The organism is Bradyrhizobium sp. 76 (assembly GCF_023073025.1).
GTDB lineage: Bacteria > Pseudomonadota > Alphaproteobacteria > Rhizobiales > Xanthobacteraceae > Bradyrhizobium.
The window spans coordinates 463,931-477,632 of record NZ_JADPIS010000149.1; the positions used below are offsets into that span (position 1 = coordinate 463,931).

Annotated in this window: 15 protein-coding genes; 11 read left to right on the plus strand and 4 right to left on the minus strand. The window is 64.1% G+C overall.

Annotated elements, in window-relative coordinates; genetic code table 11:
- The first annotated feature begins 21 nt into the window (after positions 1-21).
- Entirely contained in the window at positions 22-264 is a 243-nt protein-coding gene (locus IVB48_RS37670) for a hypothetical protein (protein WP_027569471.1), read from the plus strand.
- A gap of 37 nt (positions 265-301) precedes the next feature.
- Here the strand turns inward: IVB48_RS37670 and IVB48_RS37675 are convergent, their stop codons facing one another.
- A complete protein-coding gene (locus IVB48_RS37675) occupies positions 302-1,552 on the minus strand; it encodes a DUF763 domain-containing protein (protein WP_247408155.1) in 1,251 nt (416 codons plus the stop codon).
- A 127-nt stretch (positions 1,553-1,679) separates the two neighbouring features.
- Here IVB48_RS37675 and IVB48_RS37680 point away from each other — a divergent pair, with 127 nt between their 5' ends.
- Positions 1,680-2,828, plus strand: a complete 1,149-nt coding sequence (locus IVB48_RS37680; protein WP_247408157.1) for a mechanosensitive ion channel domain-containing protein — start codon at positions 1,680-1,682, stop codon at positions 2,826-2,828.
- A gap of 80 nt (positions 2,829-2,908) precedes the next feature.
- Here IVB48_RS37680 and IVB48_RS37685 read toward each other — a convergent pair whose 3' ends face one another.
- On the minus strand, positions 2,909-3,889 hold the full coding sequence (locus IVB48_RS37685) for a tripartite tricarboxylate transporter substrate binding protein (protein ID WP_247408159.1): 981 nt from the start codon (positions 3,887-3,889) through the stop codon (positions 2,909-2,911).
- Positions 3,890-4,003: 114 nt separating this feature from the next.
- Here IVB48_RS37685 and IVB48_RS37690 point away from each other — a divergent pair, with 114 nt between their 5' ends.
- The 7 genes from IVB48_RS37690 to IVB48_RS37720 are packed head-to-tail and all read left to right on the plus strand — an operon-like array spanning position 4,004 to position 10,167.
- Complete coding sequence (locus tag IVB48_RS37690) at positions 4,004-4,711, plus strand: TetR family transcriptional regulator (RefSeq protein ID WP_247286633.1); 708 nt, start codon at positions 4,004-4,006, stop codon at positions 4,709-4,711.
- A 29-nt stretch (positions 4,712-4,740) separates the two neighbouring features.
- Complete coding sequence (locus IVB48_RS37695; RefSeq protein ID WP_247408819.1) at positions 4,741-5,625, plus strand: amidohydrolase family protein; 885 nt, start codon at positions 4,741-4,743, stop codon at positions 5,623-5,625.
- Entirely contained in the window at positions 5,622-6,923 is a 1,302-nt protein-coding gene (gene dctA, locus IVB48_RS37700; RefSeq protein ID WP_247408161.1) for a C4-dicarboxylate transporter DctA, read from the plus strand. Before IVB48_RS37695 ends, dctA begins: the two co-directional genes overlap by 4 nt.
- Positions 6,924-6,961: 38 nt before the next feature.
- Positions 6,962-7,675 (plus strand): PIG-L deacetylase family protein, encoded by a 714-nt coding sequence (locus tag IVB48_RS37705; protein WP_247408163.1) that lies wholly within the window; start codon positions 6,962-6,964, stop codon positions 7,673-7,675.
- Complete coding sequence (locus IVB48_RS37710; protein WP_247408165.1) at positions 7,672-8,355, plus strand: 4-carboxy-4-hydroxy-2-oxoadipate aldolase/oxaloacetate decarboxylase; 684 nt, start codon at positions 7,672-7,674, stop codon at positions 8,353-8,355. The genes IVB48_RS37705 and IVB48_RS37710 overlap by 4 nt, the downstream gene beginning before the upstream one ends.
- A 19-nt stretch (positions 8,356-8,374) precedes the next feature.
- Positions 8,375-9,244: a hypothetical protein gene (locus IVB48_RS37715; RefSeq protein WP_247408167.1), complete on the plus strand. Its 870-nt coding sequence runs from the start codon at positions 8,375-8,377 to the stop codon at positions 9,242-9,244.
- Positions 9,244-10,167 (plus strand): NAD(P)-dependent oxidoreductase, encoded by a 924-nt coding sequence (locus tag IVB48_RS37720; protein ID WP_247408169.1) that lies wholly within the window; start codon positions 9,244-9,246, stop codon positions 10,165-10,167. The genes IVB48_RS37715 and IVB48_RS37720 overlap by 1 nt, the downstream gene beginning before the upstream one ends.
- Before the next feature lie 12 nt (positions 10,168-10,179).
- Here the strand turns inward: IVB48_RS37720 and IVB48_RS37725 are convergent, their stop codons facing one another.
- Both IVB48_RS37725 and IVB48_RS37730 read right to left on the minus strand, forming a co-directional pair.
- The gene (locus IVB48_RS37725; RefSeq protein WP_247408170.1) at positions 10,180-10,491 is read right to left on the minus strand and encodes a hypothetical protein; all 312 of its coding nucleotides are present in this window, start codon (positions 10,489-10,491) and stop codon (positions 10,180-10,182) included.
- 213 nt (positions 10,492-10,704) lie between these two features.
- Positions 10,705-11,943: an amidohydrolase family protein gene (locus IVB48_RS37730; RefSeq protein WP_247408172.1), complete on the minus strand. Its 1,239-nt coding sequence runs from the start codon at positions 11,941-11,943 to the stop codon at positions 10,705-10,707.
- A 143-nt stretch (positions 11,944-12,086) separates the two neighbouring features.
- Here IVB48_RS37730 and IVB48_RS37735 point away from each other — a divergent pair, with 143 nt between their 5' ends.
- Both IVB48_RS37735 and IVB48_RS37740 read left to right on the plus strand, forming a co-directional pair.
- Positions 12,087-12,506: a nuclear transport factor 2 family protein gene (locus tag IVB48_RS37735; RefSeq protein WP_247360432.1), complete on the plus strand. Its 420-nt coding sequence runs from the start codon at positions 12,087-12,089 to the stop codon at positions 12,504-12,506.
- 178 nt (positions 12,507-12,684) lie between these two features.
- A complete protein-coding gene (locus tag IVB48_RS37740) occupies positions 12,685-13,593 on the plus strand; it encodes an amino acid ABC transporter substrate-binding protein (RefSeq protein ID WP_247408173.1) in 909 nt (302 codons plus the stop codon).
- The last annotated feature ends 109 nt before the right edge of the window (positions 13,594-13,702 follow it).

Sequence of the window (13,702 nt, forward strand, 5' to 3'; positions counted from 1 at the left end):
TCAAAGCAAGAGGAGAAAAAGATGCCAGGTGGTCATGGCAGCAAGACGCATTTCAGATCGGGCATGCACGGCAAGGGCGACGGCACCGGCGCCATGACGGACGTGCCCAAGGACAAGATCGGCGACAACATGGTCCTGTCCAACCGCGACAAGGCGCAGCACTCGGACATTCGCGGCATGGACGGCAAGGCGATCCAGACCGACCAGTATCAGGACCACTCGGCCAACCGGCTCGACGAGGAGCCGGGCACCGACGAGACCTGAGAGAGGCGTTCCTCCCGACCAACTCGCGGACCGGTGTTCAGCCGGTCCGCTTTTTTGTCGATGCCAGGTCGCGTTCCCAGCCAAACACTGAGCGGCCGTCGAGATCAGGCGAGGCCGCACGCTCCCCGGCGATGAACGCATCGACAGACGGCCCACGCGCAGTGCGCTCCAGCCGCCGCGCCTGGTCGTCGAGACGCTTGAGGGCCTGCATCTCTTCCTCGCGCCCGAGCTTTGCGTTCTGAATCGCCCCCTTCAGCACGCGAATGGTTTCGTCATAGACCTTGATCGGAACGGGGTAGGGATGCCGGTCCTTGCCGCCGTGGGCGAGCGAGAAGCGGGCGGGATCGTTGAAGCGGTAGGGCGCGCCGTGCACGACTTCGGCGACCATCGCCAGCGAACGCACGGTACGCGCGCCGACGCCGGGCGTCAGCAGCAACTCCGGAAAGTCGACCGGGCCGAGTTCGGCCGCCGCCGCGAGTGTGCCGTGCAGGCGGCGCGCAAACACGTCCTTGGGCCGCACGTCGTGATGTGCCGGCATGATCAGGTGCGGCAGCATCGCCTGCGCTGGCGCGGACGCAGTCCCGGTGAGTCGCTCGAATTCGCAGACGATGCGATCCGGGCCGAGATCGCTCAGAAGCTCAAGCTGCGCGGTGCGGGAGATATCGGCGCGATGGTCGGTGAGATTGACGATCTCGCCTTGCAGCGGCCCGTCGATCGCGCTGTGCGGCGTATCGACAAAACTCTTAAGCGCCTCGGAATGCCAGTGATAGCGGCGGGCCTGCCGCTTGTCGCCGTTCATGCCCTGCTGCACCACGGTCCATTTGGCGTCGGCGGTGACAAAGAAGCCGTGGAGGTAAAGGTCAAAGCCGTCCTGGACCGCGGCGCTGTCAACCTTCGCAACGAGGCGACTCGCACGCGTGAGCTTTGCGCCGTCGAAGCCGACGCGGTCGCCGAGCTGCATCAACTCGTCCGGGGTCTTGCGCGAATGCTGGCCACGCCCGCCGCAGACGTAGATTCCGAGCTCATCCTGGAGCGGGCCTAACCCCCGCTTCAACGCGCCTATCACCGAGGTCGTGATGCCGGAGGAGTGCCAGTCCATCCCCATCACGGCGCCGAACGACTGGAACCAGAACGGGTGCGAGAGCCGCTGCAGGAATGCATCGCGTCCGTAGTGATGCACGATCGCCTGCGTGACGATCGCGCCGAGCGAAGACATGCGGGTCGCCAGCCAGGGTGGAACCCGGCCGGTGTGAAGGGGAAGGTCGGCGCTGCCGGTCCGTCGAGTCATGATCGACCATAAATAGCGCAGTTCGGCGATGATTGCACCAGAGGGGATGCTGCATTGCACCGATCAGGGGAGCGAACCACGCTGCAATGCGTTGAACGGCAAGCGCGAAGCAAATGCGGGGACTTTAATGAATCGACAGACCCTTTTGGCCGACATCGACAGGATGTTCGGGTGGATACCGTCGTGGTTCGTCGGCCTCTGCCTGGTCGCTGGCGCGATCCTGATTGCCCTGTCGATGTATCATCTCTCGGTTTGGCTGTTCAACCGCGCCTTCGGAACCCGCCTCCCGCTCATGAGCGTGTTCATCGCGCGCACGGCTGGCCCTGCTCAGCTGGCCCTCAGCCTTGCCGCCGTAGCATTGGTGCTGCCGCTCGCGCCGCTGGACGACGCTTTCCGCACGCCGCTGACGCGCCTGTTCGTCGTCGCCTTCATCGCGCTGATCGGCTGGATCTCGATCCGGATCGTGGATATGAGTGCGGCACGGTATCTCCTGAACTTTCGCGACGTCACCGAGAATTTTGTCGCGCGCAAGCACGTCACCCAGGTCCGCGTCTTCAAGCGCGTCACCGATATCATCATCGTCATCATCACGGTGTCGACCGCGCTGATGACGTTCGACTCGGTCAGGCAATATGGCGTCAGCCTGTTCGCCTCCGCCGGTGCCGCGGGTATCGTCGTTGGTCTTGCTGCCCGGCCGCTGCTGAGCAATCTGATCGCGGGCATGCAGATCGCGATCACCCAGCCGATCCGCATCGAGGATGCCGTCATCATCGAGAACGAATGGGGGTGGGTGGAGGACATCGCCGCGACCTATGTGGTGATCCGGCTGTGGGACTGGCGCCGCATGGTGGTGCCGCTGTCCTATTTCATCGAAAAGCCATTCCAGAACTGGACCCGCGACACCGCGTCCCTGATCGGCGTGATTGCGTTCCATGTCGATTATCGTGCCGACGTGCCGCGGATCCGGCGTTGGCTGGAAGAAGCAGTGAAGGAGTCCAAGCTCTGGGACGGCGAGGTGGTCAATCTCCAGGTAATCGACGCGGATGCTCGCACCATCGAGCTTCGCGCCCTCGTCAGCGCCAGGAACGCGCCGCAGTCCTGGGACCTGCGCTGCGAGATGAGAGAGAAGCTCATCGCCTTCATCCGCGACGAGATGCCGGAAGCGCTGCCGCGCGAGCGCGCGATCCTGATCCCGTCGGGAGGAGGCGACGATGACGCCGATTTCGTGCGGCGTGCCGCGCCGCCGGAGAAGATGCGGGCGAGCGCACGCAATTGACCTACGTCGCCTTCGTGGCGCCGCGCAAGCCGGTCTGGCGCTGGATCGTGTCCAGCGCGCCGGTCCTCATGCGAAGCACCTCATTGCGCTCGGATGTCGGCGGCCTTCAGCACCGGCTCCCATTTGGTCGCCTCGGAATGCATGTAGGCGTCGAATTCCCTCGACGACGAACCGACCGCGGCTGCGCCGATCTTGCCGAGCGTCGACAGCACGTTCGGGTCCTGCAGCGCCGCCTTCAGATCGGTTTCGAGCTTCGCCACGATCTCCGGCGGCATTTTTGCCGGGCCAAGCACGCCCCACCAGACGGAGACGTCGTAACCAGGCACGCCCGACTCGGCGACGGTCGGAACATTGGGTAGCGCCTTCGAGCGTTCGGCCGAGGTCACCGCGAGCGCGCGCACCGGACCGCCTTCGATCTGGCTGATGGCTTCCGCAAGTGGATTGATGCTGAGCGGGATGTCGCCGGCGATCACAGCGGTCAGCGCGGGGGCGCCGCCCTTGTAGGGGATCGCGACGATCTTGGTGCCGGACATGTATTTCAACAGCTCACCGGCGAGATGCGCCGAGGTGCCGTTGCCGGACATACCGTAAGAGAGCTTGTCAGGGTCCTTCTTCGCCGCAGCGAGGAGATCGCCGAGCGTCTTGTAGGGGCTGTCCTTGGCGACGACGATCGCCAGCGGCGAGGAGGCGACTTCGGTGATCGCGGTAAAGTCCTTGAAGGTGTCGTAAGGCACGCTCGGATAGATGAACTGGTTGAGGGGATGACCGCTCGCGACCAGGATCAGCGTGTAGCCGTCGGGGGCGGCTTGCGTGAGTGCCTGCGAGGCGACGATGCCGCCGGCGCCGGGGCGGTTGTCGATCACCGGCTGCTGGCCCCAGGTTTTCGCCAATGCCTGTCCGAGCGTGCGCGCGAGCACGTCGACCGCGCCGCCGGCAGCGTAGGGCACCAGGATGTGAACCGGTTTGCTCGGATAGCTGTCGGCGGCCTGCGCGGCGCCGCCTCCCAGCAGCAGACCGGCACCCAGCATCAAGCCGCCGATCTTCTTGTTCAAACCCAGCATTTTCCAGCACTCCTTGCGAGCATTGCGTGTGGACCGTCGGTCTTTCGAACCGTCGGACGCCGCCCATGGTTCTTGTTGACGAGACCTGATCTTTTGTACGATAGTACAAATCACATGACGCGCAACCCCGCCAGCAAGGAAACGGCCCGCAAGCCGAACATGCGCGAGGCAATTCTCGCCGCGGCCGAGGAGCTGTTCGCCACCAACGGCTTCAACGCCGTGTCGGTGCGCGATATTGCACAGGCCGCCGGCGCCAATCCCGGCAGCGTCACCTATCATTTCAAGACCAAGGACGGCCTGCTGCTGGAGATCTACCGGCGCCATTGCGGGCCAATGAATTTGCGCCGTTCCGAGCTGCTCGCGGCCGCCAAGCGCGTGCGCGATCTCCAGGACCGGCTCGAAGCGGTGGTGCGGGCCTATGTCGTGCCGGCCTTCACCTCGGGCAGTGATCTTGCCGGGGGCGGGGCGCGGTTCACGCGGCTGCGCGCGGTGATGTCCGCGGAGGGCAATGAAGTCGCGCGAAAGATCATCGCACAGACTTTTGACGACACCAGCCACGCCTTCATCGATGCTGTTCACGAAAGCCTGCCGCACGTTCCGCGCACCGATATCGTCTGGCGCAGCCACTTCCTGCTTGGCGCACTCTATTATTCGCTGGTGACGCCGGATCGCGTCTCGCGCCTGTCGCGCGGCGAGGCCGACGGTAGCGATGCCGCAAGTGCCATCGAGCAATTGGTGCAAGCCACCGTGGCCGCGTTCCAGGCGCCGGCGCTGGATCAGGCGCCAGCACGGCGACGGCCGGTCGTCAGCAGCAAGACTTGAAGACACGATCTGGTTCGGCGGTTTATCTGATGGCAATGATGTACACGCCGACCATTCCGCCGCCCAACCCGAACACGCGCACGCCGAAGTTCAAGCTGCCGAAGCTGTCATGCGATGCGCATTGCCACATCTTCGGGCCCGGCGCGAAATACCCTTACGCGCCGGACCGTTCTTACACGCCGCCGGATGCGCCGCTCGCCGATTTCCGCACGCTACATGCCAAGCTCGGAGTCGGGCAAGCCGTCATCGTCAATGCCAGTGTGCACGGCACCGATAATACGGTGGCGCTCGATGCCATCGCGCAGAGCAACGGCGCCTATCGCGCGGTTGCCAATATCGACGAGACCATCACGGAGCGCGGGCTCCGCGTGCTGCATGAGGGCGGCTTCCGCGGCTGCCGCTTCAATTTCGTTCGCCATCTCGGCGGCGTTCCCGACAAGCGGGTGTTCGACCGCATCGTCGCGATGGTCGCACCGCTCGGCTGGCACATCGACCTGCATTTCGACGCGATCGACCTGCCCGAATATGCCGACACGCTGACAAGGCTGCCGCTGAGCTACACCATCGACCATATGGGACGGGTGAAGGCGTCCGACGGACTTGACCAGCTTCCGTTCAAGATCCTGATCGAGTTGATGCAGCGCGACGAGAAATGTTGGGTCAAGATATGCGGCTCGGAGCGGGTGTCCTCCAGCGGTCCGCCGTTCACCGACGCCGTGCCGTTCGCGCGAAAGATCGTCGAAACCGCGCCCGACCGAGTCATCTGGGGCACCGATTGGCCACATCCCAACGTCAAGGCGATGCCGAACGACGGCGATCTCGTCGACCTGATCCCGCTGTTCGCGCCGGAGCCGGAGTATCAGCAGAAGATCCTCGTCGATAACCCGGCGCGCTTGTTCGAGTTCGAGCAATGACGGCGCTTGCGATCGACAAGCCGCGCGGTCGCGCCTGGTGGAAGGAGCTCTGGATCCAGGTGCTCGTCGCCATGGCGGCAGGCATCGCGCTTGGGATCGTCAATCCCGAGGTTGGCGCCAGGATGCAGCCGCTTGGCGACGCCTTCATCAAGGCGATCCGGATGCTGATCGCGCCGATCATCTTCTGCACGGTCGTCCATGGCATCGCGCATATGGCCGACATGGCGCGGGTGGGGCGCGTCGCCGTCAAGGCGATCGTCTATTTCGAGATCATGACTACGATCGCGCTGATCATCGGCCTCGTCGCGGTCAATCTGCTCAAGCCGGGCGTCGGCATGAACATCGATCCCGCCGGCATCAACGCCAGCGCGATCGAGCCTTATGTCAAGCAGACCGGCGTGATCGGCTTCGTGCCGTTCGTGATGAACATCGTGCCCGCGACGTTCGTCGGCGCCTTTGCCGAGGGCAACATCCTCCAGGTGCTCTTCATCGCCGTACTGTGCGGATTTGCGCTGGTGCAGCTCGGCGAGCGCGCCGCGCCGTTGGTCCATCTCATCGACATCGCCGCCAAGATGGTATTCACCGTCGTCGGATTGGTGATGTGGGCCGCGCCGATCGGCGCGTTCGGCGCCATCGCCTTCACGGTCGGCAAGTTCGGCGTCGGCTCGCTGGCCTCGCTCGGCAAGCTGCTGGGCGGCTTCTATCTCACCTGCGTGATCTTTATCATCGTGGCGCTCGGCCCGGTCGCGCGGCTGTGCGGCTTCTCGCTGCTCAAGCTGATCCGCTACATCTGGGAAGAGCTCCTAATCTGCATTGCCACGACATCGTCCGAGACGGTGCTGCCGCGCATGCTGACCAAGCTGGAGCAGGTCGGCTGCGAGCGCAGCGTCGTTGGGCTGGTGATCCCGACCGGCTATTCCTTCAATCTCGACGGCACCTGCCTCTACCTTGCCGCCGCCTCGGTGTTCCTGGCGCAGGCGACCAACACGCCGTTCGGTCTCGCCGAGCAGATCGAGCTGCTCTTGATCCTGATCGTGACCTCCAAGGGCGCGGCGGGCATCGCGGGCGCCGCCTTCGTCGTGCTGGCGGCAACGCTGTCCGCCACCGGCAGCATTCCGGTGACGAGCGTGGCGCTCGTGCTCGGCATCCACCGCCTGATGTCGCAGGGGCTGACGCCAACCAATCTGATCGGGAACGCGGTCGCGACGATCGCGATTGCCAAATGGGAAGGCGCGCTTGATGCCGACCGCCTGAAGCGCGTGCTCGACGGCGAGGAATCCGCTGTCGCGGCTCGATGAACCGATGACGTTGACGAACGAAAGAGGGAGTTTGTCCCATGAAAACAGGTCTCGTGATCACGGCCCATCCGGGCGATTTCGTCTGGCGCGCCGGCGGCGCCATCGCGCTGCATGCGAAGAAGGGCTATCGCATGAAGATCGTCTGCTTGTCCTACGGCGAGCGCGGCGAGAGCCAGTTCGCCTGGAAGGAGAAAGGTGCGACGCTGGAGTCGGTCAAGGCCGGCCGCAAGGATGAGGCGGAGCGCGCTGCAAAACTGCTCGGCGCCGAGATCGAGTTCTTCGATTGCGGCGACTATCCGCTGAAGCTGACGGAAGCGCATTTCGACCGCATGGTCGACATTTACCGCGAGCTCAATCCAAGCTTCGTGCTGACGCATGCGCTGGAGGATCCCTATAATTTCGACCACCCGAACGCCGCGCACTTCGCGCAGGAAACGCGCGTGGTCGCGCAGGCCATGGGCCACAAGCCGGGTGCGCAGTACAAATATTCGGCGCCTCCGGTGTTCCTGTTCGAGCCACACCAGCCCGAGCAGTGCAATTACAAGCCGGACCTGCTGCTCAAGATCGACGAGGTCTGGAAGGAGAAGTACGATGCATTCCAGATCCTCGCCGCCCAGAAGCATCTGTGGGGCTATTACGAGCGCGTCGCGCTCAATCGCGGCATCCAAGGCAGCCGCAACACCGGCGTGCCGATGACGTATGGCGAGGCTTATCAGCGCCTGTTCCCGACGGTTGCGGAGGAGCTGGCATGAAGCCGGTCGTCGTTCGCAACATCAAGCGTGCCGATCCCGCCGGGATGGCGGAGTACGGCGTCTCGACCGTGCACGAGGCCTATGGCCGCATCGGCCTGATGAAGCCGTATCTGCGGCCGGTCTGGCCGGTCGCGGCGATCGCCGGTCCCGCCGTGACCGTGCTGGCGCAGCCGGGCGACAACTGGATGATCCATGTCGCAGTCGAGCAGTGCAAAAAGGGCGACGTTCTCGTCGTCGGCTGTACCACCGACAACACCGACGGCATGTTCGGCGAGTTGCTCGCGACCTCGCTGCAGGCGCGCGGCGTGCAGGGGCTGATCATCGATGCCGGCTGCCGCGACGTCAGGGCGCTGCACGAGATGGAGTTTCCGGTGTGGTCGCGCGCGGTCTCGGCCAAGGGGACGGTGAAGGCGACGCTCGGCGCGGTCAATGTCCCCGTGGTCTGCGCCGGCGTCAATGTCGATCCCGGCGACATCATCGTGGCCGATGACGACGGCGTCGTAGTGGTGCCGAGGCGCCATGCGGCCGAAGTCGCCGAGAAGGCGAAGAAGCGCAACGCGGACGAAGCCGGCAAACGCACGCGGCTGGCTTCGGGCGAACTGGGCCTCGACATGTACGGCATGCGTGAGGCCTTGGCGAAGGCCGGGCTCGTCTATGTCGACAATCCCGAGGATGTCTGAAGAGAAGTGGAGCGGGCCGATGGATCGTCTCAAGCTGAAGGCCGTGCTCGGCAGTCACCCCCATGTCCAGGCGGTGAGGAGCGGTGAGCTCCGCTCCGACCCCTTCGATCTCGATTTCATCGCGTACACGCCGACCAACACCGCGTTCAAGCCGATGGTGCGCGAGCAGGCCTTCGATGTCTGCGAGATGGCGATCGTCACCTATCTGATGGCAAAGGCACACGGTAAGCCGCTCTTGCTACTGCCTGCCACCATGCTCGGTCGCTTCCAGCATTCCTACGCGCTCTATAATCCTGCGCATGGAATGCTCGGACCGTCGGATCTCGAAGGCAAGCGCGTCGGCATCCGCTCCTTCACGACCACCACCGGGGCCTGGATCAGAGGCATCCTCGCCAACGACTACGGCGTCAATCTCGACAACATCCGCTGGGTCACGTTCGAGGATCCGCACGTCGCCGAATATGTCGACACCACTGAGCGCGCGCCGAACGGCAAGAAGATCTTGCAGATGCTGATCGACGGCGAGCTCGACGCCGTCCTCGGCGAGACCTCGACCGATCCCAAGCTGAAGACGCTGTTCCCCGATCCGGCCGCGGAAGCCGCCAAATGGTACGCCCGTCGCGGCGTCGTGCCCGTCAACCATCTCGTGGTCGTGACCGAACAGTTGGCGAAATCGCGTCCTGACGTGGTATCGGGCATTTATGATCTCCTCAAGCAAAGCAAGGCGCAGGCGGGATCGGCGGCAACGCCCGATCTTGTGCCGTTCGGGATCGACGCCAACAGGAAGCCGCTGGAGCTGATCGTCGACTACGCCTTCCAGCAGGCGCTGATCCCGCGCCGCTATGCCGTCGAGGATCTGTTCGACGAGACAATGCGAGGACTGAACTGATGGCGGGCGATCCCAAGCGATGGCAGATCGGACTGGTCGGTTACGGCGAGGTCGGCAGGATCCTGGCTGAGGATTTGCGCCAGCAGGACATCAAGGTCTCAGCCTTTGACATCAAGCTCGGTGGCGAGCAGGGCGCACCGCTGGTGGAGCATGCGGCGAAATTCGGTGTGGCGCTGGCGGCGTCTCACGCCGAGCTGATCGCCAAATCCGATTTCATCATCTCCGCGGTCACGGCGAGCCAGGCCGTGCCGGTGGCAAAGGCCTGTGCGGCCGCGATCAATCAGGGCACCTGGTTCCTGGATTTCAATTCGGCGTCTCCCGGCGCCAAGCAGCGCGCCGCCGCGCTGATCGATGGTGCCGCCGGACGTTATGTCGAGGGCGCGGTTATGACGTCGGTGCCGCCTTATCGCATCAAGGTGCCGTTGCTGCTCGGTGGTCCCGACGCCAGGGAGCTCGAGCCGCTCTTGAACGCGATCGGTTTTGCGGGAAAGGTTGCGAGCGACAAGCTCGGTGTTTCATCGGCGGTGAAGATGTGTCGCAGCATCATGATCAAGGGCCTGGAGGCCATGGTCATCGAAAGCTTCACCACCGCGCGCGCCTATGGCGTCGAGGATGCGGTACTGGCTTCGCTGGCGGAAACCTTTCCCACGATCGATTGGGAGAAGCAGGGCGCTTATTGCTTCCAGCGCGTGATCGAGCATGGCCGCCGCCGCGCCGAGGAAGTCCGGGAGGTCGCCGAGACCGTGCGTGAAGCGGGGCTGACGCCGTGGTCCGCGCAGGGCACCGCCGAGCGGCAGGCCTGGGTGGCGGACCTTGCCGATGAGGGCCTGTTCGGAACGAAAGGCACCAAGGAGTTCGCCCGCAGCGCTGATTGGCGCACCGAGGCGGATCTAATCCTGGCGAAGATCAATCGCGAGAAATAGGGTGGCTCCTGCTCAGGACTTTGGCGTGCGACAGCCGGTGAGCTCGTCGCGGGTGCGTTCGATCGACGCCATCAGGTCTTCGGCCTTGTGGGCCAGCCGATCGTTCGCGACTTCTGTCCGGAATTCTGCGCGGATCGATCGAATACACTTGTCGGCGGTATCGAGCGTCAGGAGCATGCGCGTCAGGTCATCCTGTGTCCGGACGCCCGCCAGATCGAGGTCCGACAGGACGTGCCCGATGCCGTCGAGCCGCTTCAGGGCGGCCTCGTTGGGCGTTCTCGCTCGAATGGAGTGAGTGTCGATGCCGCTGAATGCGCTGAACATGTCGATGCTTCCCCGTTGAATGCAGACATCAGTGCCGGTCCTACTATGACCGGCACTGCGGGACTTGCAATGCGCGCAGCTATCGAGAATCAGCAAGAATCTACTATCCGGGAATCTACCGGATTCGGAATTGCGGAACGATCAGCGGTAACATCGAACGGAAGCTGCTCGGAAATAGGCCGCCCTTCAATGCAGATATGCATCGAGAGCGGATCAGCCGGGACTGAACAGAGTGGGCCGTTGACGCGCAAAAGTCTGCCGGCCGCTCTTGAAGCCCATCACGATATCCGGCAGCTCGGCGATGGCGAAGCGGCTGTCTTGTGTGTCGAGCACGACGAGATCGGCTGGATTCCCAATCTCGATGCCGTAATCCAGAAGGTTCATCAGCCGCGCCGGCAGCTCGGTCACGAGATCAAGGCAGGTATCGAAGTCGTTGACCGAGGCATGCGCGACGTTGGCGTAGAAATTCGCCATTCGCAGCAGTGAGGCATCGCCGAACGGCGTGAAGGGATTGAGCACGTTGTTGGTCGCGACCGAGCACAGCACGCCTTCGCCGGCGAGCTTGTGGGCCAGCGTCAGCCCGCGCGGCGCGTTGTGGGTCGCCTCGCGCCCCATCAGATAGAGATCGGTCGCCGGCAGCACGGTGACGGCTACGCCGGCCTTCGCCAGTTGCGCGGTGGCGGCCTTCAGCCGCTCCGGTGGCAGTGCGGAGAGTTTCGTCGCATGGCCGATTGCCACGCGTCCTCCGTAGTTGCGCCGCTCGGTCTGCCGGCAGACCTCGTCGAGGTGCCACCAGGAGGGATCGAGATCGAAATCGAGATGGAGATCGATGTCCACGTCGAACAGCTCGGCGAGGTCGAAGATGCGTGCGAGATGGGCGTTTGGATCGGTGTCCGTGTAAGGACAGCCGCCGATCACCTCGCCACCGTCGCGCAGCGCCTGGACCAGAAGCTCCTCGCTGCCGGGATCGTTGGTGAGGCCTTCCTGCGGAAAGACACAGAGCGACAGGTCGATCGCCCAGGCATAGTCACGCTTCAGCGCCTTCACCGCCTCGAAGCCGCGCAAGCCGATGCGCGGATCGATCTCGACATGGGTTCGCATGCGCGTGGTGCCGTGGACGATGGCACGTTCGAGCACCCGGGCACCGCGCGCATAGACGTCCTCGACCGTGAAATCCTTCTTCATCCCGGCGACGGCGCGGATCGCTTCGGAGACGCTGCCGTGATCATGCCCGCAGCGGCCGAGCAGGCAGGCCTTGTCGAGATGGATGTGGCTGTCGACGAAGCCGGGCAGGGCGAGGCGCCCGCCGACATCGACTTCGACAGCCTCGCAGGCGAGCGTCGGTTCGATGGCGGTGATCCGGCCGCGCGTGACGCCGATGTCCATTGGGGCGGCGGCACCGCGCAACAGGGCGTTGCGAAAGATGAGGTCGAAGGCGGGTTGCGCGGTCATGGCTCTTGCGGAAGGAATTTAGTGCATTCGGCCGCGTTTGGCGGCTCCAGATTGTCGGCAGTGTAGCGACGGAAATGTTCAAAATATATGCACGTATTCCCCGAGAGTGGCGTTAGTATTCCGCAAGCCCGGGAGATTGAGCCATGTCCGCTGCCGCAAAAGCCGAAGCCGGTCCGTCGTCCGACGCCGAGATCGTTGAAGCCTATCTCACGGCGTCGATGATCCCCGATCCGGACGCCGCGGCGGCCTATATGGCGCCGGGCACGGTGATCACCTTTACCGGCGGGCGCGAGTTCGATCATCCGCGGGGCCCGACCGGGTTCAACGCCAAGCGCTACCGCTGGGTCAAGAAGAAGATGGATCGGTTCGACGTCTGCCCCGGCGACGGTGAGACTGTGGTCTATAGCGTCGGCACGCTCTACGGCGAATGGATGGATGGGACCGCGTTCGAGGGCAACCGCTACGTCGACCGCTTCGTGGTGCGGAATGGCCAGATCACCAAGATGGACGTCTGGAACGACAGCGCCGAGCGGATCCTGGTCCAGCGCGGCATCGACGCGTAACAGCCATCCTGGCGCTTGAGGCGCCCCGACTCCAGGGGGACAAAAGGCCGGTCACCATATCGCAAGCCGCGATAGCTGATAGACGCAAGCTCGTCTGGCGGCTGCCGCGCGCCTGCGCTATCAACGGTGCGATTGCTGCGCCCGGCACGGAGGCGCGAGCCTCCTCGAGGAGTTCCCGATGCGTCTTCCCACCGTTCTCCTGGCCATCACATGTCTTGCGGGTGGCGCTTCCGCCGAAGACCTGTCGGGTACGCTTCAGAAGGTGAAGGAGACGAAGAAGATCACGCTGGGCTATCAGGAGGCGTCGGTCCCGTTCAGCTATCTCGACGGCAACCAGAAGCCGGTTGGCTTTGCCATGGATATCTGCCTTAGAATCGTGGATGCGGTGAAGAAGCAGCTCGACATGCCCGACATCGCCGTCGACACCCTCGCGGTGACGTCGTCGAACCGGATTCCGCTGATGGTCAACGGGACGCTCGACCTGCATTGCTCGGCGACCACCAACAATGCCGATCGCCAGAAGCAGGTCGCCTTCACCAACACGCACTTCCTCAGTGCAACGCGATTTGCGGCCAAGAAAGCCGCAAAGATCAACACCATCGACGATCTCAAGGGCAAAGCGGTGACGGCAGTGGCCGGCTCGGTCAACCTGACGCAGCTCGCCAAGGTCAACACCGAGCGCAATCTCGGCATCAATGTGATGCCGGCCAAGGACCAGGCCGAAGCCTTCCTGTTGCTGGAAACCGACCGCGCCCAGGCCTACGCGCTCGACGACGTGCAGCTCGCGGTGGCGATCGCGCGCTCGAAGGAACCACAGCTCTTCATGATCAGCGAGGAGACGTTCTCGAAGCCCGAGCCTTACGGGATCATGCTGCGGCGAGAGGACGCTCCGTTCAAGGCGCTCGCCGACCGCGCGACTGCAGAGCTGTACGCGAGCCAGGAGATCGAGGTCCTCTACAGGAAGTGGCTGGAATCGCCGACGCCACCAAACGGCCTCAACTACAACGTCCCGATGTCGAGCGCCTTGCGCAACGCCTTCAAGAAGCCGAGCTCCAGCTTCGATCCGGATGTCTACGTAGCGAACTGAGGCGAGGGCTGTCGCCGCCAGAGGGAGCGCGCGCAAGCGGCCCGCCGAGATGTCAGCAGGCCGTCGGGAACCCGCGCCGCCCTCGGGCCCTGCCGGGTGCGGGCCAGCT